The following is a 22,614-nucleotide window of genomic DNA, read 5'->3' as shown; positions in this document are numbered from 1 at the left end:
TCTTTGATTTATTCAATGATATCATTGTCATCTCCAAAAATCAAACTTTTTTCTCTTTCTCGAATTCCTTGGCACCGGCCCAAGCCAGCTCAAAAATCATGGCCATCATGTCGTGAATGTCTTGATCTTCTATAATAACGCCGACATACGCTCCTTTTCTGAAATTTATCAAAGAGACCTTATCTTTGCCGTAAATTGTAACTTCGCCATGATAAGGAAACATCTTTGCCGGAATATAGCGGATCTTTGGCCAAATGCTTTTTTCGATTTTAGCGTAAGCGACTTTATTGTAACTTTTATCAATCACCGTATCCGGCACAATGCCTCTTGTTTTAATTTTCAATTTCTCCTTTTTCTTCGTATATGCTTCCTGGTCTTTTTTGGGAATGAATTTCAAATACTCGGCGGCGTTTGAATAAGCCAACATCTCATAAGTTTCTTTCACTTCAACATGATCGGCGTAAACCTTGAGCACGCCGTCAAGCCCTTCATAAAACATTACCTTTGGTTTATGAGGAGTCAAGGTAAACAATCCTTCTATTTCCGGCAATATCTTTTTGGCATTTTCCAAACGATTTTCCGCGAGCCTGATCTGACTGTCGGCGAACCTAACCAATTTTTCGGGTTTTTCAATCTGATAGTAAAGTTTTTTTCCTTTTCGCAATTCAGAAACCAGGCCTTTAATGGCCAATTCCTCCAAAATTTTATAAGCCGTGCTTCTGTTCAATTTCGTGTATTCCGCGATTTTGGACGGATAAGCGCCGCCCAATTCCAAAAGAGCGGCATAAATCTCCGCTTCTTTTTGCTTTAATCCCGCCTTTTTCAATTCGCTGATCAGTTTGATTTGTTCCGCTTTAATTTCCATGCATTTATTATATCAAATTAATAATTTTTGTCAATTTTTACGAACAATATTTTTATATTTCGAGCATTTTATTTAATTTTAGACAAAATAAAGACAAATATCAATAATTAAATTTAACATATTAATGACATCATTTTTTAAATTGTTATAATGCTTCCTTACATGTTCATTGATAACTTAAAAACCCGCGGAGACAAAGGAGCTCAAGACATGGACATTAACGTAAGAAAAGAGCTTATTAACTATTTTTCACACAAGAATCCGTGGGAAATCAATGGAGAAGCCATCATTAGCGCTTTGAAAAGACGAATCGAAAACGCGGCCGGCAACCCAAGCAAGGCTGTCCATTTCTTCACCGCTCAGCCATGCTATGAGTGCAGGAGTCACTACTATATCATCATGAAGTTTGCCGGCGACTTCATCAAAATCTGCCCGCATTGCCACTTATGCTACCTTATTCTGGGAGATTCGCTAAAAGACCACGTCAAGACTTCAGTCATTGATGACGATGATGTCATTCGTGAGCTGGGGCAATGCGACTCATGGCTATCAGTCCAAATCGTCATCGATGCTCTCATGGAGAGCATTCTTTCGCGGCAAGACAAAGAGAAAGCCCTCAGGAAGAATGGGGGCAAGGAGAAGGGAACCAAGAAGGAGGAGAAGAAAGAAAAAAAAGAGGATGCGGTAACGGAAGGAGAAAATTAATGAGCAGTGTCAAGGATGTCAAAAAAAGAATCGCCGAAGCGCTCGGCGAGGCTGCAGGAGAGGACGCAGCCCAGGCGCTCGGCGAAATACCGCAGACCGATAAACAAACCACCACCCAAGGAGAAACCACCATGTCCAGCATGACCGACAAGCCCAATCAGACTCTCCATGCTGTCACAGTCAACCTCAAGCACGGCGCCAAGATCGCCGGATCCGAAGAAGCGTGCGACTTGATGATTGGCATCTTGCGCCGCACCTTGGGCGACACCTACCCCAAGTTCTTCGACACCGCGCTCGGCCACATGCTCGAGCCGCTGTTCGTGGCCAGCGCGGTGCACTACCTGTCCACGCAGTACGGGTTCATCCCCAACTGCGAGACCGTGGCCAAGGTGGCCGAGTACTGCATGCAGGGCACGGGCCGTGAAATGATGGCAACCCTGCTCCAGCAGCTCGAGCCGGCCTTCGAGGCCATCACCAAGATCAAGGTTCTCGAAGAGGCTCCGGAAAAGGACGCCGGCCGCAAGAAGGAGTAATCAATGACATGAGGCGGTTTGGACAATCCAAGCCGCCTCTTTTCTTGAAAAGGAGATAAAGTCATGCGCTTCCAAAAAAGAATCAGGCTCGGCCGCAATGCGCGCTTGAATATTTCAAAAAACGGCGTCAGCTTCTCTATCGGCATCCCAGGCATATCGATTAACATTGGCAGAAAAGGAATTTTTCTCAATACGGGCATTCCGGGCACGGGTGTTTCTTCGAGAAAAAAAATCAAAAAATTCAAATAGCTCAAGCGGTGATTGTCTTATCAATCCGCCGCTTTTAAACGGAGGCAACATGAATTTCAGAACACACGTCAGACTTGGCCGTAACTTGTGGCTGAGTTTTTCACGTAACGGCATCAGCGTTTCCTTTGGTATTCCCGGATTGTCGCTGACCATCGGGAGAGGAGGAATGTTCCTAAGCTCGGTAATTCTCGGCACGGGGATTTCTTCCAGAAAAAAAATCAAAACATCCAAATAGCTCAAGCGGCGATTGTCTTATCAATCCGCCGCTTTTAAATTGACAAAACCCGACCGGCCAAGTAAACTTCCTTTCAGAACAAAGGAGGAAACGATGGGCGCAACGAAACAAACACTGTTAGGAGGATGCCTCCTCGTCTGCTCCCCCAGCCACTCCTACCCTAAAATAGACGACGGGCCGGATGGGCTCCCGTCGATTCAAATGATCTCTCCCGGCACTCAATACGCCGACGGAGCCTACAATGAAGGAGAAATGGCTTTTTTGACGGTCACCGGCGGAAACAACAGCGTCGTTGTGCATCTCTGGGACAAAGATGGAAATCACCAATGTGTCGCCATGCCCCCAAAGAAATTAGATAACGACAGCATTTGTCAGTTGAGTCTGGCGCCGGATGTATGGCACAGCATTCAAGCAGGAGAGAACTCCGTCGCCACTTTGGCGGTTTACGGCAATGGCCATGGCAGGATAACCGACATGGCGAAATTCTTTCGAACGCCGGAAAGCTTCCTCGCCTTCAGAAGGTCATTGTCTCAAGCCATCAATCCCAATCTGCCTCCCGGATTTTAAGCCAGCTTCACCAAGCCGGCTTTTTTTAATTATGGATTCATGCTAACTTATCTGTACGGCAAAAAGGAGGGGGACATGGATTTGGCGATACTGAAAAAAACTCTGCGCGAAGCGGACAGACTGGCGAAAAAACACCCGGCAAATATCGCCAGAATCGATCAAACCCTGCTCGCCGGCCTGGGTTTTTCCAAAACCCCGGGGTCGCTTGAAGAGAAAAGGCGAAACATCGAGATCGTCAATGACCTTTTCGCGGCCGGCTGGTTCGACGCCAAGATCGTGCGCGCCTTGCGGCACTCCGCCATTGAGAAAAAATACCTGGTGGAACTGCTTATGGTCGCAAATGGCTTGTATTTTCTGCACGATAGTTTTCTCCTGTGCTACCAGATCGGCTTCACGGAGGACAAGCCGGGCACGAAATTGCCGGACAAGACGCGAAAAAAAGCCTTGCGTCGGATCTGCAAAGCCTTGTCGCGAGTCTGGACGGACGACGAGCTAGTTGCCAACATTTGGAAATTCGACACCTTTGACATCATTGTTTCCATCCTTTCGATCATCGGCTGGGGCGACATGCGGATCGTCAAGGCGTTCGGGGACACGAAAATCGGTCCGGATCAAACGTTCCGAGCGCTGCAAGCGGCCGGCTGGAAAGATTCGAGAATAATCCGCGCCCTGGAGAGCGCCAAGTGGAGCGACTACAATATCGCTTCGCACCTCTATCGCCAGCTGTTCGGACCGGCCAAGTGGACTGCGGGCAGAATCGTCGTTTCATTGCTGGCAAACAACTGGAACGTGGACAGAATTTGCGACGCCCTGCTTTCCATCAAGCAAACCAGCAAATGGATTCTATCCGCCTTCATGGCCGCCGTGGGAGAAGACAAAGAGACTCTGCTCAAGGCCATGTCCAGTCTGCGCGGACAAGGTATCCTAAGCAGGAAGGAAGCGAAAGAGATTCTCGCAAGTAACGGACTCGACAACCAGACCATTCTAAGGCTGGTCAATCAGTCCGGGGAAGGCCTGATCCCTCGAGCGGACATCGAAAAGCAAATTTTCGATTTTGCCGCCTAATAGCGACGATTGTCTCACGATCGTCGTTTTTCAATTGAAAAAATTCAGCGGAAATGATAGACTGGATTCATGAAATATAAGATAGACGAACAATTCCACGGTTGGCGCCTGGATAAATTCCTCAATAAAAAGCTGACTGAGTCGACCCGCAGCCAAATAAAGAAACGTATTTTGGCCGGTTTGATTGAGGTTAACGGAAAAAAGGCGACCGCTCACCGCTTTTTAAAGGCGAGAGACCTTGTCGAAATAAAAAAAGAAACGGCGTCCCGGCCGGCGGACGTATTGAAAAAACCGCCGAAAGAAAATCAGAACGCGGGGATTCTCAAAAAAATTAAAATTCTCGACCAAAAGGATGACTGGCTGATCATTTACAAACCGGCGAATCTTTTGGTTCATCCGACTAAAACGAGCGCTGAAAAAACATTGGTCGACTGGCTGATGAAAAAACATCCTTCCATCGCCAAAGTGGGAGAAGACCCGAATCGCCCCGGCATTGTTCATCGCCTAGACAAAGAAACTTCCGGCCTGATGGTCATCGCCAAGAATCAAAAAATGTTCGAGCATTTGAAATCGCAATTCAAAAAAAGGCTCATCACCAAAAAATACTACGCTCTCATTTACGGCCGACCGGATTCGCTCGAGGATGAAATGTCTTTTCGCGTGGGCAGAAGCGCGCAAAGCGGCGCCATGGCGGCTCATCCGTTTAATTCAACTCTCGGCAAAAGCGCTTTGACCGAATATGAAGTCATCAAAACCAGCCCGAAATACTCGCTGGTCGATGTCTCGCCGAAAACGGGCCGAACGCATCAAATCAGAGTGCATTTTCTGGCGCTAAACCACCCGGTGGTCGGCGATCCGCTGTACAAAACGAAAAAATACAAGCCGGCCAAAATAGTCCGCATGTTTTTGCAAGCCTATTATTTGTCGTTTGAGGATTTGAATGGAGATAAGTTGGAATATAAAATTGCTCTTGATGGGGATTTAGATGATTTTTTTAAAAAACTCTAATTTCTGCCCGACTTTCAGTCGGCTTCGTTGCCATGCCCACTCCCGCCTTCGCTAACGCTACGGCGGACAAGAAAGTGGGGTGGAAATTATATGAAATTCTTCGAAAATATTTTTAAAAAACAAGAACGAATCGAAGACAAACTCCGTCAAAGAATTTTGGACGAGCCGTCCGTAAAAAGAACTATCGATGACCTCATTACCAATCCCGAACTTCCCGAATTAAAAATTTACATGGTCGGAGGCATTGTCAGAGACTCGTTTTTGGACAGACCGTCCAAAGACTATGATTTTGTTTTGGGTAAAATCACGCAAGCGCAATTGGAAAAAGCTCTGACCAAAGAAAAAGGCAGCCTAGATCTGACCGGAAAAAACTTCGGCGTCAACAAATTCATGCCCGCGGACTCGACCTTGACCGAAGCCATGGACTTTGCTTTTCCGCGCACTGAAATGTCCACCGGCGGCGGCGGCAAAAGAGATTTTGAAGTCCAATATGATCCGAACTTGCCGATTGAAACCGATTTGAGCCGCAGAGACCTGACCATCAATGCCATGGCTTTTGACGCGCGCGAAGGAAAATTAATTGATCCTTTCGGCGGCCGAAAAGATTTGGAAAATAAAATCATTCGCGCGGTCGGCGACCCCAACGAGAGATTCAAAGAAGATTATTCCAGAATTTTGCGCGCCATTCGCGTTGCCTGCCAGCTTGATTTTCGAATAGAACCGAAAACCTGGCAAGCCATCGTGGAAAACGCCAAACATTTAAATGACACCAGAACAAACAATGAGGGGCAAACCGAAAGAGTCGTGCCCGAAGACACTATCAGAAAAGAAATGCTCAAAGCCCTTGAAACCAATCCTTCTCTCGCTTTTGAACTTTTCGACAAAGCCGGCGTCTTTGAACAAATAATCCCAGAAATAGACAAACTCAAAGGCTGCGAACAGCCGCCGGAACATCACTACGAAGGCGATGTCATCGAGCACACTAAATTAATGATTGAAAAAATAAATTCTCCGGAATTCAAAGCGCAATTTCCGGAAGCCAAAATCGACGGGTCGTTCATCATGGCAGTTTTATTGCATGATGTGGGCAAACCAGCGACCAAAAAAGAAATAGAAAAAGATGGCAAGAAAAAAATCGTTTTTTACGGCCATGAGAATGTCGGCGCCAAAATGTCGGAAACCATTTTACGCAAATTAAGATTTTCCAGAAAACAAGTCGAGCGCGTCAAATTTCTGATTGAAAATCACATGATCGCCACCGCTGGCGACCCGGCAACGCTTAAAGCAACAACGATTGAAAAATATTTCATGGGTTCCCGAGGCCAACGCCTAATGATGCTTCATTATTTGGACGCGCTCGGCTCGCTCCGCCCCGACGGCTCGCCTTCCACGGATAAATTCAAAGCGCTGATAAAAAGAATGGAGAAAATCAAAGCGACTCTGGCGGCCAGAATCGACACTCCGGTCGAATTATTGAATGGCGGCGAAATCATGGAACTTTTTGAAGGCAAAAAAGGAGGGCCTTGGATCAGCGAGATTAAAAAGCGTTTGCGCGAAGAGCAACTCAGCGACAAAATATCCTCAAAAGAAGAAGCCGCGGCCTTTATTCAAGCTCATAGAAAAGATTTTTTGGATTTATGAAAAAATTGATCTTGATTTCCGGCCCTTCAGGCTCGGGAAAAACAACCATTGTCAACAAACTCCTAAAAAACCAGCCGGACGAATTGGCGCGGCCCATGACTTACACCACCAGGCCTCGTAGAAAGTCCAAAGAAGTAGCGGGCGAGTATAATTTTATCTCCGTCAAGGATTTCAAAAAATTGATCGATAAAAACGCGCTGCTGGAATGGGATTTGGTTTACGGCAATTATTACGGCAAAGCTCTCAAGGAAATTGAACAAATTTGGCAGGCCGGCAAAACACCGTTGATAACCATTGACCCTTTATCCATTGATAAAAACGAATTTTCACAAAAGAGCATAATCAAAATTTTCCTTGAGGTTCCCAACTCGGAAATTTTGAAAAAAAGGATCGAAAAAAGGAATATGGATCCCGAAAAATTGAAAAAAAGATTGGAGCAACTGCCTGCCGAGCTGGCCATGGCCAAACATGCCGATTTCATTGTAAAAAACAAAGAAAACGAGCTCAAACAAGCGGTCAAAGACTGCGAAAAAATCATTTTTGAGAATGCTTGACAATTTCTCTCCAAAAAGCTAAAATCATATCTGTTAGTTACAAGATGTACAGGCTTTAGCATACGAGATAAAATTTATAATAAACTAAAAATTATTTGTAAATTCGTAACCATTGGTAACCTTTTTACAAAACATTCGTAATTTGTAACCCTATGAAAAAAGATATTTACCCTGAAGTTCAGCCCGGCAAAGTGGTCGCGGTGCATCAAAGAATCAAAGAGTTAACACCCAAAGGAGAAGAAAAAGAAAGAGTCCAGATTTTTGAAGGCTTGGTTTTGGCCAGAAAACATGGCTCTGAAATCGGAGCCACGATCACGGTCAGAAAAGTCTCGGACGGCATCGGAGTTGAAAAAATCTTCCCCTTGCATTCACCGGTTATTGAAAAAATAGAGACAGCCAAAGAATACAAAGTCAGGCGGGCGAAACTTGGGCATCTTAGAACCACTCATAAAAGACTTAGAGAAATCAAATAACTCAAAAAATTGGCGACTTGCCAATTTTTTTTATTTATCATAAGCTCTTTTTATCGTCCCCAAAAAACAAGGAGGTGGCGGCATGGGAGATCCGAAAATAAAATGGGTACAAAGGGTTGTCGCCGGAGCAATTCCCGCCAGCATCCTGGTGGCTGACGATGACCAATTTCTGGTAGACATGATGGGAACCATCTTTAGTCGCGCCTTCCCCGAGGCAGAGCTGCTCAAAGCTGCCGACGGATGCGAAGCGGTAACACTCTACCGCGAGCATTGTCCGGATATCGTCCTTCTGGACGTGATGATGCCCGCCATGAACGGCTGGGAGGCATGCAAGAACATCCGTCTGGAAGAAAAAAAGGATGGACAAACTCCGGTGATCATCATCATGACCGGCATTGGACCGGACATCAATGCTCTGACCTCGCCGCTGTTTGAGCCCGACGCTTACATCGACAAGCCCCTGCGTCCGGCAAGATTGATCGATTTGATCATAAGCCTTTTCTCGAAAAAAAGGAAAACCACGAAAAAAGCTGTCTAAACATAGACAGCTTTTTAAATACGTTACAAACACGTTACGAATTATTGCGGCTACTTAGCTAGCCTTAGCGTCATATTTATTACAAACACATTACAAATCATAGCGTCTGAATGGCTTGCCTTGGTTTTTGGTTTATGGGTTTGCCACAAATGGCTGCGAATAATCATTAATCAGTCTCTCATTTTCTTCAAATACTGCCCGGTCACGGATTTTTTAACCTTGGCCACCTGATCGGGAGAACCCTCGGCCACCAAGTAGCCGCCTTCTTCTCCTCCTTCGGGTCCCAAATCTATCACCCAATCCGATTGCCTGATGACATCCAAATTATGCTCCACGATTAAAACCGAGTTGCCTTTGTCAACCAGCTTATTCAAGATCAATAACAAACGATTGATATCGTCGAAATGAAGTCCGGTGGTGGGCTCGTCCAGAATATACAATGTTTTGCCTGTGGAATATCTCGATAATTCCGTGGCCAATTTGATTCTTTGCGCTTCGCCGCCGGATAAAGTGGTGGCCGGCTGACCGAGCGTCAAATATCCCAAACCGACTTCTTCGAGCACTGACAACTTTTCATTTAAAATCGGAATGTCTTGAAAAAATTCCTTGGCTTGAGAAACGGTCATGTCTAAAACATCGGAAATATTTTTGCCGCGATAATGAATTTCAAGAGTCTCTTTATTATATCTTTTCCCTTTGCATTCTTCGCAAATCACGTAAACATCGGGCAAAAACTGCATCTCTATTTTAACCAGTCCATCGCCGCCGCAAGCTTCGCACCGGCCGCCTTTGACATTGAAGCTGAATCTGCCCGCGTCAAAACCTTTAATTTTCGCTTCCGGCATTTGAGTGAACAAATCTCGAATATAAGTGAATAAACCGGTATAGGTCGCGGGGTTTGACCTCGGCGTGCGGCCGATCGGCGATTGGTCGATGGTAATGACTTTGTCCAAATATTGAATGCCTTCTATTTTCTTATGCTCGCCCGGCATTTCCTTGGAGCGATAAAACGTTTTGGCCAGGGCTTTGGACAAAATATCGCTCATCAAAGTGGATTTGCCCGAACCGGAAACGCCGGTGATGCAGACGAACTTGCCGAGCGGAATGTCAACGTTGATGTTTTTTAAATTATTGGCGGTCGCGCCTTTGATCGAAATTTTCTTGCCATTGCCTCTTTTTCGGCGATCGATTTTCAATGTTTCGATTTTAAGCTTGCCCGACAAATATTTGCCGGTCAAAGATTTCGGATTCTTTTTTATCTGCTCGGGCGTGCCCTGAGCGACCACTTCCCCGCCGCCCACGCCGGCGCCGGGTCCGATATCGATTATCTGATCAGCCGCCATCATGGTGGTTTCATCATGTTCGACCACAATCACCGTATTATCCTGCGCTTTTAATTCCAAAAGCGTGCCGATTAATTTATGAATGTCCGCTTGATGCAAACCGATGGTCGGTTCATCCAACACATACACGACTTCCGCGAGTTTGGCGCCCATCTGAGTGGCCAGCCTGATGCGCTGGGCTTCGCCGCCGGACAAAGTGTTCGCGCTGCGATCCAAAGTCAAATAGCTCAAACCCACGTCTTCGATAAAACCGAGCCTCCGCTTTAATTCCTTAAAAATTTGCTTGCCGATAAAGATGGATCTTTCAACCATTTTTTCTTTGATCAATTTTCCTCTGACCGAAATCTTAGCGCCTTTTTTGACGGCCGTGTCCACCAATTCATTGATGTACAAAATTATTTTACTGATCGGCAAATCAGCCACCTGCGAAATATTCAACCCGCCGATCGTTATGGCCAGAGATTCGGGTTTTAGCCTTTTGCCCTCGCATGACGGGCAAATATGCATGCGCATGTATTTTTCGATTTCTTTTCTGATATAATCGGAATCCGTAATCTTATATTTGTTTTCCAAATACGGAATCACTCCTTCAAACGACATTGATTTGCTGCCGATCTGATATAATTCTCCGCCCGTGCCGTATAAAATCACCTCTTTGGCTTTTGAAGACAGCTTGCCGGCCGGAATGTTAAGCGAAAACTTGTGTTTTTGCGAAACTGCCTCGAGTAATTGCCAATTCGTGGTTTGCGTGGAAAATATTTTAGTCCATGGCTTGATCGCGCCTTCGGCGAGCGTCAATCTCGGATTGGAAATCACCAATTCCGGATCCACTTCCTGCTTAATGCCCAGACCGCTGCATTCGGCGCAAGCGCCATTCGGAGAATTGAATGAAAAACTTCTCAAATCGATTTCCGGCAAACTGATGTTGCAAACGGGACAATTATAATATTGACTGAATATTTCATCTTCTTCTCTATCCGATCGCTGAATGATCACCAGCCCGTCGCCCAAATCAAGGGCGATTTTCACGGATTCGGCCAATTGTTTTTTTTCTTCTTTGTCGCCGCTTAAAACGACTCGATCAACCACCGCTTCGACGGTATGCCTTTTTTGTTTATCCATGATCAGATCCAGCGCTTCTTCTATATTATAAACAATGCCGTCCAATCTGACTTGATAATAATTGGCTTTTTGCAATTCTTCCAGGACATTATGATGCTTGCCCTTTTGATCCTTTATGATCGGGGCCAGCACCATAATATTCAAATGATGGTCAATATCCCAAATTTTATCGACTATTTCCTCAACTGTCTGACGGGACACTTCCCGGCCGCATTTGGGACAATGCGGAATGCCTATTTTCGAATACAACAAACGCAAAAGATCATAGGTTTCCGTGATCGTGCCCACGGTCGAACGAGGATTTCTCGAGGAAGATTTTTGATCAATGGCGATCGCCGGAGACAGGCCTTCGATCTGATCCACATCGGGCTTGTCCTGCACATCCAAAAATTGCCGGGCATAAGACGATAAACTTTCCACGTAGCGTCTTTGTCCTTCCGCGTAAATCGTGTCAAAAGCCAAAGACGACTTGCCCGAGCCGGACAGTCCGGTGATGACCACCAATTTATTTCTGGGAATCTCCAAGCTGATGTTTTTTAAATTGTTTACTCTGGCGCCTTTTATTTTTATGGTTTTGCTCATAGAAAACGCGACGAGTGAGGCGAAAAGTTTTTTGAAATTTTTCGTTTTTTTTCTCGTCGGGAAGTTAAACACCTTGCGAATCAGTTTAACACAATTTTTGAAAGGCGTCAAAAGGCGGCCGCGGGCGGCGATGCCGCCATTGTAGAGACGCGCCGCGGCGCGCCTCTACAATAAAACGACGAATTTTCATTCGTCGTTTTCGCGGCCGCCGCCTAATTTATTTTATTTCAACAACCCGTACTTTTCCACATTCTCATCCGCCAACGTTTGAATCGCTTCAATGCCGCTCTGGCACTTGCCGCTTTTGGAAAACAAATGCTTGAACCTGCCCTGCGGCTTCAAATATTCTTCCACTCTCGGCCGATCCTTGGCCACTTTTTTCACATTGGTTAATTTACCGTATTCATATTCGAGAACCGGATAAATGCCCGTCTGCTGAGCCAGCCTGGCCAAATTGATCGACAATTTCGGCTCCACGTTCCAGCCGGGAATGCAGGTCGTTAAAACCTGAATGTATTTCGGCCCTTTTATTTTCGCCGCTTTTTTAACTTTATTGGTCAAATCGGTCAAATCGCCGATGGTGGCCGTGGCCGCGTACGCTACGTCATGCGCCAAAGCGATCCTGATCATGTCTTTTTTCAAATTCGCATTGCCGCAGGATTTTTCGCCGGACGGCGTGGTCATGGTATAAGCGTCAAGCGGCGTGGCGCCGCTGGACTGAATGCCCGTGTTCATGTATGCCTCATTGTCGAGGCACACCAGCAAAAAATTTTCCCGCCTCTCCCATGCGGCGGAAATAAAACCGATGCCAATATCAAAAATGGCGCCATCCCCTCCCCAAGCCAACACATTAATGTCTTTATCTTGACCTCTTTTTTTCAAAACAGCCTCAATGCCCGTGGCCACGGCCGCCGGATTTTCGAAAACCGAATGAATCCAGGGCACCTTAAATGCGCTTTGCGGATATTTGCTGGTGGTCACTTCGCTGCAACCCGTGGCTCCGACCACAATGGTGTTCGGCCCGAGCGCGTCGAGAACATTAATCATGGCCACCATCAAACCGCAACCCGCGCAAGCCGTGTGGCCGGGATTGATCAGGTGTTGAAATGGAGAATGGTATGAATTATTGGCTGTCATAATTACTGAATTTTTTTAATTAGATAATTTCTTTCATCGCAAATATATCCTCCGGCCAGCGGCGTGTCTTTGTCCGTATCGCACCTAGCGCCCTCGATAACCGAAGAGCAATAATTCAAACCGTCCGTATTACATAACTCCGCATCCGACCATTTCTCATTGTCCGACCCGCATTGAAGATTCGCTTCACAATCGCAAAGGCCATTTACGTCATTATTTTTCGCCGGATCCCAACAAATTTTTCTATTATTAGTGCTGCTACCATAATTGACGTCTTCCCATGAACCTCGCGCGGCTTCAGGAAAACTTTCCGGAAATGTGCCGCAACCGCCATTATCCGAATCAATATAAGCAGGATATAAGCATTTCAATGAACCGCCGCAATCAGCATCACTCGAACATGCTTGCCACTGCTGCCCGGCGCCGTTCTTAACGCAAGCCTTCAGATCCATATTGCAAGTAAAGCCGGAACTAGTGTCGCAGTGAATATCGCTGGCGCAATAATCTCCCCAGACGCCGAATTGACAAGTCTGCGATGACATATTGCAAATCAATTTTTGACCGTTGAACGGGAAGCAAGAAACACCGCCAATGCATTTTGAACCCGGCGTAGACGAAACCTGTTTATCCGGTCCCAAACATCTGCCCGAACAATAATAGACATCCCCCGTAGTTTTTTCGCAACCCACCGCGTCCCAAGCTCCTTGCGCGTCCAACCAAGTCGGTTTGGTGCCGTCAACGCAAGACACGGTCGGTAATTGAGTGCCAAGACTCGCATATCGACTATGCAATTCCACGCCAAAATGTTGCACATCTTTTGGATTAACCAGGTTAGAGTTATCAATGGCCTCTCCTTCCTTGCCGCCGGACCATTCATATTGACCCACACCGCCCGCCGGCAGGCAAACCAATGGATTGCCGTCAGGATCATTTTTGGTGGTCCAGACCTCGTTTATTTGACAAGAACCGCCGCCGACAGTCTGACCGGCTGACGATTTCGCGGCTGCTTCGCATTCGGCTTTGGTTTTTTTCGGATCATACTGCGTATATGCGCTATTTTCTTCGTATTTCAAATCGCAGCCATAGATCGGCCCGCAAGGCATGGTGTTGTAAATAGCCAATTCATCCGCTTCAACCTTCGTATAATCTTCAGGGAAATCATCCGTGTCGAAATTCACTCTGATGCCCAGTCCGCCGTTTGCCCCAATGATGCCCAGCACTTCTTCGGCCGTCCAAAACTTGCAAAACGGCTTTGCCGTCCAGTGCTGCCAGGTCTCCGGATCTCTTTCAAAAACCCTGCAAGTCTCGCAAGCTTTGCCCAGAGCCTGACTAAGTTCTACGGGAATGGGCAGAGCCGTGCCCAATATCGCCTTATTGGAATCTTTATAGCTTCTGACAGCGGGAACGTCATCATCCCATGTAGGGGTAAAGGCTCCGGCAATTCTGTCTCCGATCAAATCCATTAAGCTTTGATTTTTGGTGGCTTGGAATTTCGCCCAATACGCCCAATTGTCGGTATCATTGATTTCAATCAAAAAGAAAAATTTTTGCGCGTTTCTGACCTTGGCGTCGATATCTCCGGTCAACGGAATAATATATGAATCCGTGCCGCTGATCGGATATTCTTTAATCGTCACCACTTCATTATCCGAAGTTATTCCCATCAAGGTTATTTTATCAATAATTCTGCCCAAACCCGTTCTCTTGATGGTTCCGTAAAAAAGCGCGTTAACGCACTGGGTATTGCCTTCAAATTCAACGCAACTGCCGGTCGGACAAAAATCTCCGAGACATGATCCTCCGGCCGAACCGGCCGCGCCCGCGGCCACGGACACCGGATAATAAGAGCCGCACAAATATTTACTGTGATTGGAAGCGTTACTGGGATCGGTCGTTTCAGCGCCGACCTGCACTAAAAATTGTCCACCCAAACTGCTGCAACTTTGACCCGTGGCCAGCTGCTCTTCGAGCACGGTTTGTATTTCGATCGGGCTTAATTTCACCAGTTCAGGATTGATCAAATTTAAAAAGACATAAGAAAAAATAATAATGGCCATGCCCGAGATGGCGCCGATAATCATGTTTTTAGCCGTGCCGATGCGCTGAGGATTGCCTGCCGATGTCAGGTACAAGACGCCGCCGATCATCACGGAAATCGTGGCCATTATCGCGGCCAGACCGAGCGCGTATTTGTAAATGGCGCTGACATACTGCGCGATCCACGGAATCGAAGCGAACGCCTGCTTCTCGTTTGGCGCGCAATTGGGTTTGTCCTTGGGACATTTGCTGATCACCACCGGCTGTTGGAACCCTTCCTGCAAAGTGGGAATGGAAATTTTCAAATTCGGAATGGCTTCGCGCAAGTCGGCGGCTTTGGCCAACTCCGAAAATCCAAACATCGCGGACATGATGACCAGTAATAATATGGCGAGAGTTGTTTTTTTTATTTTCATAATGAGCTTGTTAGCTGATTAGGTGGCTTTAGACATAAAGCGACGACGTCATTGAATTTAATATTTTCATAATCTCCTCTAATAAATCAGCAGCGACATTATAAACGATATCTTCCGAAAAATTTAATCTTTTCGCGATTTCAAGTTGAGTTTCAAGCTCAGCTCCCGATGAATACGCGACAATTAAGAAGTGCCTGTACTCTCTTCTTGTTCCGCGCCTTCTTCCTTCCGCAATATTTGAAGGAATGGAAATGGAGCTGCGTCGCATCTGAGAAGTAAGCCCGTACGCTTCTTCTCTTGGGAACTTATCCGTAAGCTTATAAACGGCAACCACCAAGTCCATGGCTTTCTGCCAAACAATCAAATCCTTATAACTGTTTATTACTTGTTTTTCCATATTTTGCCACCTACAACCTACAAGCTAAAAAGCTACAAGCTCAGAAACAAATCCCATGGTCACATCTCTGCCTCCCAATCCCTCCACGACTCCCTTCACTTCAACCTTTGATCCTGACAAACATTGTTTGATTTCATTGAATAAAATTCCGCCGCGACCGAGAGAAATCGACTTGTCCAAAACAATGACTTTTTTTCTGTTTTTTAAAATATCAAAAATTTCTTTTTCCGGGAAAGGCCGAAACATGGTAATTTTCAAAACGCCGACTTGGCCGCTTTTTTTATTCAGCTCATCAACCGCTTCTTTTATGGTGCCCAAAACCGAACCCATGGAAACAATCACGGTCTTCGCGTTTGCCGGGCCGTAATACTGACAGACATTCAATTGTCGGCCGAAAATCTGTTTGAATTTTACGGCTTCCGATAAAAAAGCTTCTTTTGTTTTCAATAAATCTTCGTGCAATTCCAGTCTGATTTCCTGATAATCGTCCGGCGTGGCAAAACACCCCAAACTTACCGGCCGAATCACGTCCAAAGCCGAATTTTTTTTCGGAGAAAATCGCGGCAAAAATTTTTTAACCTCAGCGCTTGAAGGCAAATCAACGGTTTCAAAGGTATGCGTTAATACGAAGCCGTCCACGCAAACCATGGCCGGCAAAGAAAATCTTTCCGCTATTTTATAAGCCATCAAATGAAAATCAACCGCTTCCTGATTGTCTTCCGCGAAAAGCATCAGCCAACCCGCGTCCCGAAACGGCATGACATCTTGTTGATCATTCCAAATGTTCAGCGGCGCCGAAATGGCTCTGTTGGCCGCGGTCATGACCACGGGTAAACGCATGCCCGCGATATTGTAAATCACCTCAGTCATCAAAAGCAGTCCTTGCGAACTGGAAGCCGTGTAAACGCGGGAGCCCATGGCGGCCGCGCCCAAAATAATGGAAGCCGCGGAAAACTCGCTCTCCGCTCTGATATATTCATAATCAGCGTCTCCGTCCGCTTTATATTGAGCCAAATGCTCTATTATATGAGTCTGCGGCGTAATCGGAAAAACAGCCACCACTTCCGGCCGGCAGAGTTTGATTGTTTCGGCTATGGCCTCGGAGCCTTCGATGCATTTTTTCATACGTTACGAATTCTTAAAACTAATTAGCTTGCCTTTGCCTTATTTTTTTACGCCTGCCTGCCGCAGGCAGGAATAGTTACAAATGTGATGTATGGTAATGAGAAACCGGAAACCGGAAACCGGAAATTATCCGCCCGAGGCGGATCCGCCTTTGGCGGAAAAATTGGGGTTGGAGAAATCTATTCCGAAGAATTAGGAAAAGATCTCTCCGCTTCGGCCTGCCCCGAGCAAGGTCGAGAGGTCGAGATGACAACAGCGTCGGCCTTGTTTCTCTGTCTTTCTGTCTCATATTCTTTCGTTTCATGATCCATGATTCATGATTTATCCCGAACCATCTCAATGCACTTGACCGGACACTCTTCCGCGCAAATACCGCAGCCCTTGCAATAGTCCAAATCGTGTTCGAAAAAAACTTTACCGCCTTTTTGAAGCATTTTTTCTCCCACTGAAAAAATGCACCCTTCCGGACAAACGCGGGAACAAACGCCGCAGGCGATACAACGCTTATGATCAACCACCGGCTTATAAGTCCGCCAATCGCCCGTATTGTTCAATTTGGTTGTGCCGGGTTTTGTGGATAATTTGTTCTTCATAATATTAGCTTGTAGCTTATTAGGTTATTAGGTAGCCACCTAACCAGCTACACCCTACCAGCTACAAGCTCTCCTCAATATATTTCTTCGCCACCTTCATGGCAATGATATTTTTTTTAATCACCTCTTCGCCTTTATGCGCGAGCCTGTCTTTGACCGCTTCGACCAAAGAATCGAATTTGACCAAACCGGTGATGGCGGCGAAAGCGGCCATTAAAGAAGTGTTTATCAAAAGCGGATTGCCCATGGCTTCCAAGGCAATGGACGTGGCCGGCACATTAAAAACTTTGAAATTTTTTAATTTCAATTTTTTTTCGCTGTTGACCAAAACCATAGCGTCTTTTTTCACTCCATGAAACACTTGCGGCAATTCGGCCAAACTCATATCCATAATTATTAAAAAACAGGGGGCATAAACCTGACTGCGCAATCTGATCGGCTTATCATCTATTCTAACGTAAGCTTCAACGGGCGCGCCTCGGCGCTCCACGCCAAAAAATGGAAATGCTTGGGAATATTTGCCGTCATGAAAAATCGCCATGGCCAAAAGTTCCGCCGCGGTCACCGTGCCTTGTCCGCCTCGACCGTGTATTCTTATTTCTCTCATATTAATTTTCTTCATATAAGGAGATCAGCTCATCCAAAAGACTTCTCCAAATTTCGGCGTCCGGGACGCCTTTGACTTTTCTGCCGTTAATGAAAAAAGTGGGCGTGCCTTCAATTTTCAAAGCTTCTCCGTCATTGAAATCTTCGACCACCTCGCTTTTATATTTCTGTGTTGTCAAACAATTTTTAAATCTGTCCGTGGCTAAGCCTACGCTTTTCGCCAAATTATAAATGGTTTCTTCACTGACCTCTCCTTGATTTTGAAAAAGCTTGTCCGAGAAAGCCCAAAATTTATTCTGCTCGTCAGCGCAATCCGCGGCCATGGCCAGCCACATCGACTCGGTCGTCACCACCGGATAATCCCTGAATTGAAAAAAAACCTTATCCTGATACTCGGCCATCAATGATCGCATGATCGGCGCGGCCTGCCGGCAATACGGACAAGCGAAATCTCCGAATTCGACTATTTGAATTTTGGCTTGTTCATTGCCCAGGAAAGGATCGCTTGAAGTAACTACGCTCGTCATGTCGAGAATTTCCTCATTCGACGATTGATTTATCAATTTGATTTTTTCGAAAGGATTATGCAATTTCAATTCGACAAGCATGATGACTAAAAAAACGCCCAATACAATCATGGCCAACTTAAACCACTGTCTGTCACGCAATTTTTGTTCGGTATTCATCAGTTGATATTATAGCACTTTTTAAAAAGTTCCCCAAAACCGTTTTTTCACCTTATTGACAAAAACGCGTTTTCAATATATGCTGTCAATATCATATGAATTACTCAAACATAATCATTATCTCGCAAATGGTTATCAGCGTTTTGCTGATGATCGTTATTTTATTGCAAAATCGCGGCAGCGGCCTTTCCGGAGTATTCGGAGGCAGCGGCGCCGTGTACAGAACCAAGCGAGGCATTGAAAAAACTTTATTCAATCTCACCATCGCTCTATCGATACTGTTCCTGGGAACATCTTTCCTTCAAATCATTCTCTAAAAATAAACTGACACTTTGTGAATGTTTTTTTTCACAAATTTTATCGTGGTAAAAACGATAAAAAACGCCGGGAACGGCTGAAACAAGCGCAATATCAAACCCAGATCGATCAAAAGCTGGTGCAAGATTTGAATAAATCAAAAGCGGTTCCGTCTTTAAAACAATTGAAATACATCTCCAAGTTTTTTTCCAAAAAAGAATCAATGGCGATAAAAATTCTTCTGGGCGTTTTGACGATTTGCGGGCTGACTTTGGCCGGCAACGTTTATATGACTCATTCAGAACTGGTCGCGGCTCCCGGAGGCGAATACACGGAAGGATTGGTGGGAGCGCCGAAATACATCAACCCGATTCTCGCGCAGACAAACGATGTCGACCTGGATCTTTCTTTTTTACTATTTTCCGGACTTTTGAAATTCGAACCCGGACAGGTCCTGGCCAATGACTTGGCAGAAAACATGACAATCAGCGAAGATCAAAAAGAATATACTCTTAAATTAAAACCTGACTTATATTGGGATGACCGCGAAAAACTCACGGCCGACGACGTGATTTTCACCATTGAAAGAATCAAGGATCCACAAACGAAAAGCCCTCTGATTTTCAACTTTGCCGGCGTCACCACGGAAAAAATAGATGACTCCACCATAAAATTCAAGCTGGAAAATCCTTTCGCGCCCTTTGCGGAATCCCTGACTTTCGGCATCTTGCCCGAACATGTCTGGCTGGACATTCCCGCGGGCAACACCAATTTGGCCGAGGCGAATTTGAAGGCGGTGGGCAGCGGGCCTTACAAAATAAAATCTTTGACCAAAGAAACCAACGGCTCGCTCAAAAGCGTCAGCTTGATCAGAAATGACTTGTACCATGGGACTTCGCCTTTGATCGATAAATTAACTTTTAAATTTTATCCGGATTTCAATTCCGCCATTGACGCGATCAACAACAAAAAAATCGAAGGCATCAGCTACTTGCCCGAAAAATACAAATCCGAAATTTTCAATAATCGAGGGCTTAATTTCAATGAGTTCGCATTGCCGCAATATGTTTCCATTTTCATAAACGTCGGCGGAGACAACAAAACGTTGAAAGAAAAAAACATCAGACAGGCGCTGGCCTATGCCATTGACAAGCCGCAACTGGCCGAAGCGGTTTACGCCGGCTCAGCCGTTGTTATTGACAGCCCGATTCTGCCCGGCTATATCGGCTATACCGAAGATATCAAAAAATACGACTTCAACATCGAGCAAGCTAAAAAAATCCTGGATGACGCGGGTTGGGCGCTGACCGATTATCAAAACGAGGATTCCGAGCAAGCGTATCCGTTTCAAGTCAGAAAAAAAGGCGCTGAATACCTTGAATTTACGCTCACCGCGCCCAATCAAACCGATTTCGAAAAAATCTCCAAGCATATTCAACAGTATTGGCAACAAATCGGCGTCAAAGTAAACCTCAATATTCTGGACGTCAATGAAATTCAAAAAAACGTCATCAAAGATCGCTCATATCAAATGCTGCTTTACGGAGAAATTCTGGGGCAAGACCCCGATCCGTTTCCGTTTTGGCATTCGGACCAATGCAAGCATCCGGGACTTAACTTGTCTTGCTTTAAAAACGCGAAAGCCGACAAATTCCTGGAAGACGCCAGATCGGTAACGGATCCGAAAGAGCGGGAAACAAATTATATTGAATTCCAAAAAATACTTACGGAAGAAGCTCCGGCGATTTTCTTGTTCAATACCACCTACACTTATCCGGTAAGCAAAAAAATCAACGGGCTGACCACTCATCAAATTATCACTCCGGCGCATCGCTTCGCTAAAATCAGCGAATGGTACGTCAACACGAAGAGGAAATGGAAATCTTCAAACCAGTAGCTTCTTAGCTTTTTAGATAGCCACCTAAACAGCTACCACCTTTTCAATTACTTATTACTTTCCTAATTTATAAATTTGTTTGTTCGTAACTATTTGTAATTAATTCTTAGAACCAAAATCAAGCTTGTCCTAACGGATTTAATTATTTGTAATTATTTAACTTCCATAAAAAACATTATGAGACAAAAAACAACACAGGCCCCTTCTGCCAGAAAAAGATGGGTCCCCAGACCCAGCTTAAACAAACTGCGGCTCATCGTGCTCGGCGGACTCGAAGAAGTCGGCCGCAACATGACCGCGATCGAGTACGGCAATGACATTATTATCATTGACCTTGGTTTGCAATTCCCGGAAGAAAACATGCCGGGCATTGATTTTATCATTCCCGACATCACTTATTTGAAAGACAAAGTGAAAAAAATCAAAGGAGTGATAATCACTCACGGCCATTATGATCACATTGGGGCCGTTTCTTATCTTATTCCCGAGCTCGGCAACCCCACCATCTATACGGCCAAGCTCACGGCCGGCATCATTCAAAAACGGCATGAAGAATTTCACACCGGCAAACTCAATATTCAAATGGTGGATCCGGAAAAGGACGCCATTCAGCTGGGCAAATTCAAAGTCGAATTTTTCAGAGTCAATCACAATATCCCGGACAGCTTCGGCGTGTTCATTTCGACGCCGGTCGGCAATATCATTCACACGGGAGATTTTAAAATCGACTTTAACCCGATCAACGACAAGCCCGCGGATTTGAACCGCATCGCCCAATTCGGCGCCAGAGGCGTAATGGCGTTGATGGCGGACAGCACCAACGCGGAAAAACCGGGTTATCAAATTTCCGAAAGCAAAGTATCGGAAGATATCAGCAAAATATTCGCGGACGCGCCGGGCAGAATTATCGTGGGCACATTCGCTTCGTCATTAAATCGCGTTCAGCAAATCATCAGTATTTGCGAAAAGCTCGGCAGAAAAATTTATCTCGACGGCCGCAGTATGATCTCCAACGTCGACATCGCCACCGAACTTGGCTACATGAAAATAAAACCCGGCACCATTGTCGAACAAAATGACTTCATGAAATTGCCGCAGAGCAAGCAAGTGATCGTCGGCACCGGCGCGCAAGGAGAAAGCAATGCCGTTTTGATGAGAATCGCCAACAACGATCATCGATTCCTGACCGTGGCCAAAGGCGATACGATTATTTTCTCTTCTTCGGTCATTCCCGGAAATGAAAGGACCATCCAAAGCTTAAAGGATACCTTCGCCAGACAAGGCGCCAAGGTTTATCATTACCAATTGATGGATGTCCACGCCGGCGGACACGCCATGCAAGAAGACTTGAAAATGATGATCAGATTATTGAAACCCGAATATTATATCCCAATCGAAGCCAATCACTACATGCTCAAAGCCAACGCCGACATAGCCGAACAACTGGGCATGCCCAAAGAAAACATTCTGGTGGCCGATAACGGCCAAGTGATTGAATTCGCCAGACAAGGCGGGCAAGCCAAGGGAAATCTGACCAAAGAACGAGTGCCCACCGAATACGTCATGGTTGACGGACTGGGCGTGGGCGACGTCAGCAATATAGTTTTGCGCGATCGCCGACAAATGTCGGAAGACGGCATGTTTGTCGTCATCGCCACCCTCAGCAAAAGATCGGGCGCGCTGATCGGCAGTCCGGATATTATTTCCAGAGGCTTCATTTACATGAAAGAAAGCAAAGAATTGGTCGAAGCGGCTCGCGCGCTGGTGAAAAAAATAGCCAAGGACAACAACGACAACACTCCGGCAGATGCCAATGACATAAAGAACAGGCTGAGAAATGAAATCGGCGCGTTTTTGTTCAAAAAAACCAAACGCCGACCCATGATTTTGCCCGTGGTCATTGAAGTTTAATTTCCTCGACAAATGAGGCTTGGATTTGGTAA

Annotated in this window: 22 protein-coding genes; 12 read left to right on the top strand and 10 right to left on the bottom strand. The window is 45.7% G+C overall.

Annotated features, from left to right (window positions below; all coding sequences use genetic code 11):
- Positions 1-40 precede the first annotated feature (40 nt).
- A complete protein-coding gene (locus VMX18_04645) occupies positions 41-865 on the bottom strand; it encodes a helix-turn-helix domain-containing protein (protein ID HUT22649.1) in 825 nt (274 codons plus the stop codon).
- A 150-nt stretch (positions 866-1,015) separates the two neighbouring features.
- On the opposite strand from VMX18_04645, the gene VMX18_04640 reads away from it, so the two are divergent.
- Positions 1,016-1,570 carry a hypothetical protein gene (locus VMX18_04640; protein ID HUT22648.1) on the top strand — a complete coding sequence of 185 codons (555 nt, stop codon included), beginning with the start codon at positions 1,016-1,018 and terminating at the stop codon, positions 1,568-1,570.
- Positions 1,570-2,103: a hypothetical protein gene (locus VMX18_04635; GenBank protein ID HUT22647.1), complete on the top strand. Its 534-nt coding sequence runs from the start codon at positions 1,570-1,572 to the stop codon at positions 2,101-2,103. The genes VMX18_04640 and VMX18_04635 overlap by 1 nt, the downstream gene beginning before the upstream one ends.
- 114 nt (positions 2,104-2,217) lie before the next feature.
- Here VMX18_04635 and VMX18_04630 read toward each other — a convergent pair whose 3' ends face one another.
- Positions 2,218-2,583, bottom strand: coding sequence for a hypothetical protein (locus VMX18_04630; protein HUT22646.1), 366 nt, complete (start codon positions 2,581-2,583; stop codon positions 2,218-2,220).
- 97 nt (positions 2,584-2,680) lie between these two features.
- Between VMX18_04630 and VMX18_04625 the strand changes: the two genes are divergently transcribed.
- From VMX18_04625 to VMX18_04595, 7 genes are all read left to right on the top strand, one after another.
- Complete coding sequence (locus tag VMX18_04625) at positions 2,681-3,154, top strand: hypothetical protein (GenBank protein ID HUT22645.1); 474 nt, start codon at positions 2,681-2,683, stop codon at positions 3,152-3,154.
- Positions 3,155-3,193: 39 nt separating this feature from the next.
- Positions 3,194-4,219 (top strand): hypothetical protein, encoded by a 1,026-nt coding sequence (locus VMX18_04620; GenBank protein ID HUT22644.1) that lies wholly within the window; start codon positions 3,194-3,196, stop codon positions 4,217-4,219.
- 69 nt (positions 4,220-4,288) lie between these two features.
- A complete protein-coding gene (locus VMX18_04615) occupies positions 4,289-5,227 on the top strand; it encodes an RluA family pseudouridine synthase (protein ID HUT22643.1) in 939 nt (312 codons plus the stop codon).
- Positions 5,228-5,317: 90 nt separating this feature from the next.
- Positions 5,318-6,868: an HD domain-containing protein gene (locus VMX18_04610; GenBank protein HUT22642.1), complete on the top strand. Its 1,551-nt coding sequence runs from the start codon at positions 5,318-5,320 to the stop codon at positions 6,866-6,868.
- Positions 6,865-7,422: a hypothetical protein gene (locus VMX18_04605; GenBank protein ID HUT22641.1), complete on the top strand. Its 558-nt coding sequence runs from the start codon at positions 6,865-6,867 to the stop codon at positions 7,420-7,422. Before VMX18_04610 ends, VMX18_04605 begins: the two co-directional genes overlap by 4 nt.
- A 152-nt stretch (positions 7,423-7,574) precedes the next feature.
- Positions 7,575-7,895: a 50S ribosomal protein L19 gene (gene rplS / locus VMX18_04600; GenBank protein HUT22640.1), complete on the top strand. Its 321-nt coding sequence runs from the start codon at positions 7,575-7,577 to the stop codon at positions 7,893-7,895.
- A gap of 82 nt (positions 7,896-7,977) precedes the next feature.
- Positions 7,978-8,433, top strand: a complete 456-nt coding sequence (locus VMX18_04595) for a response regulator (GenBank protein HUT22639.1) — start codon at positions 7,978-7,980, stop codon at positions 8,431-8,433.
- Positions 8,434-8,603: 170 nt separating this feature from the next.
- On the opposite strand, the gene uvrA is transcribed toward VMX18_04595, so the two are convergent.
- The 8 genes from uvrA to VMX18_04555 all read right to left on the bottom strand — a co-directional run bounded on the left by uvrA (position 8,604) and on the right by VMX18_04555 (position 18,477).
- Complete coding sequence (gene uvrA / locus VMX18_04590) at positions 8,604-11,480, bottom strand: excinuclease ABC subunit UvrA (protein HUT22638.1); 2,877 nt, start codon at positions 11,478-11,480, stop codon at positions 8,604-8,606.
- A 222-nt stretch (positions 11,481-11,702) separates the two neighbouring features.
- The gene (locus VMX18_04585) at positions 11,703-12,617 is read right to left on the bottom strand and encodes a thiamine pyrophosphate-dependent enzyme (protein ID HUT22637.1); all 915 of its coding nucleotides are present in this window, start codon (positions 12,615-12,617) and stop codon (positions 11,703-11,705) included.
- A 2-nt stretch (positions 12,618-12,619) separates the two neighbouring features.
- Positions 12,620-15,070, bottom strand: a complete 2,451-nt coding sequence (locus VMX18_04580) for a pilin (protein HUT22636.1) — start codon at positions 15,068-15,070, stop codon at positions 12,620-12,622.
- A gap of 28 nt (positions 15,071-15,098) precedes the next feature.
- Positions 15,099-15,467, bottom strand: coding sequence for a four helix bundle protein (locus tag VMX18_04575; GenBank protein ID HUT22635.1), 369 nt, complete (start codon positions 15,465-15,467; stop codon positions 15,099-15,101).
- Between the two features lie 24 nt (positions 15,468-15,491).
- Entirely contained in the window at positions 15,492-16,592 is a 1,101-nt protein-coding gene (locus VMX18_04570; protein ID HUT22634.1) for a transketolase C-terminal domain-containing protein, read from the bottom strand.
- 314 nt (positions 16,593-16,906) lie between these two features.
- The gene (locus VMX18_04565) at positions 16,907-17,185 is read right to left on the bottom strand and encodes a 4Fe-4S binding protein (GenBank protein ID HUT22633.1); all 279 of its coding nucleotides are present in this window, start codon (positions 17,183-17,185) and stop codon (positions 16,907-16,909) included.
- Between the two features lie 61 nt (positions 17,186-17,246).
- The gene (locus tag VMX18_04560) at positions 17,247-17,807 is read right to left on the bottom strand and encodes a 2-oxoacid:acceptor oxidoreductase family protein (protein ID HUT22632.1); all 561 of its coding nucleotides are present in this window, start codon (positions 17,805-17,807) and stop codon (positions 17,247-17,249) included.
- Entirely contained in the window at positions 17,794-18,477 is a 684-nt protein-coding gene (locus VMX18_04555) for a DsbA family protein (GenBank protein HUT22631.1), read from the bottom strand. The genes VMX18_04560 and VMX18_04555 overlap by 14 nt, the downstream gene beginning before the upstream one ends.
- Before the next feature lie 95 nt (positions 18,478-18,572).
- Here VMX18_04555 and secG point away from each other — a divergent pair, with 95 nt between their 5' ends.
- The 3 genes from secG (at position 18,573) to VMX18_04540 (ending at position 22,582) form a co-directional block, all read left to right on the top strand.
- The gene (gene secG, locus VMX18_04550) at positions 18,573-18,794 is read left to right on the top strand and encodes a preprotein translocase subunit SecG (protein ID HUT22630.1); all 222 of its coding nucleotides are present in this window, start codon (positions 18,573-18,575) and stop codon (positions 18,792-18,794) included.
- 17 nt (positions 18,795-18,811) lie between these two features.
- Positions 18,812-20,671, top strand: a complete 1,860-nt coding sequence (locus tag VMX18_04545) for an ABC transporter substrate-binding protein (GenBank protein HUT22629.1) — start codon at positions 18,812-18,814, stop codon at positions 20,669-20,671.
- Positions 20,672-20,848: 177 nt separating this feature from the next.
- Complete coding sequence (locus VMX18_04540; GenBank protein ID HUT22628.1) at positions 20,849-22,582, top strand: ribonuclease J; 1,734 nt, start codon at positions 20,849-20,851, stop codon at positions 22,580-22,582.
- Positions 22,583-22,614 lie beyond the last annotated feature (32 nt).

The sequence above is a fragment of the Candidatus Bipolaricaulota bacterium genome (assembly GCA_035528115.1).
Lineage (GTDB): Bacteria > Patescibacteriota > Patescibacteriia > UBA11705 > DATKZF01 > DATKZF01.
This window is presented reverse-complemented; position numbering and strand designations above follow the sequence as displayed.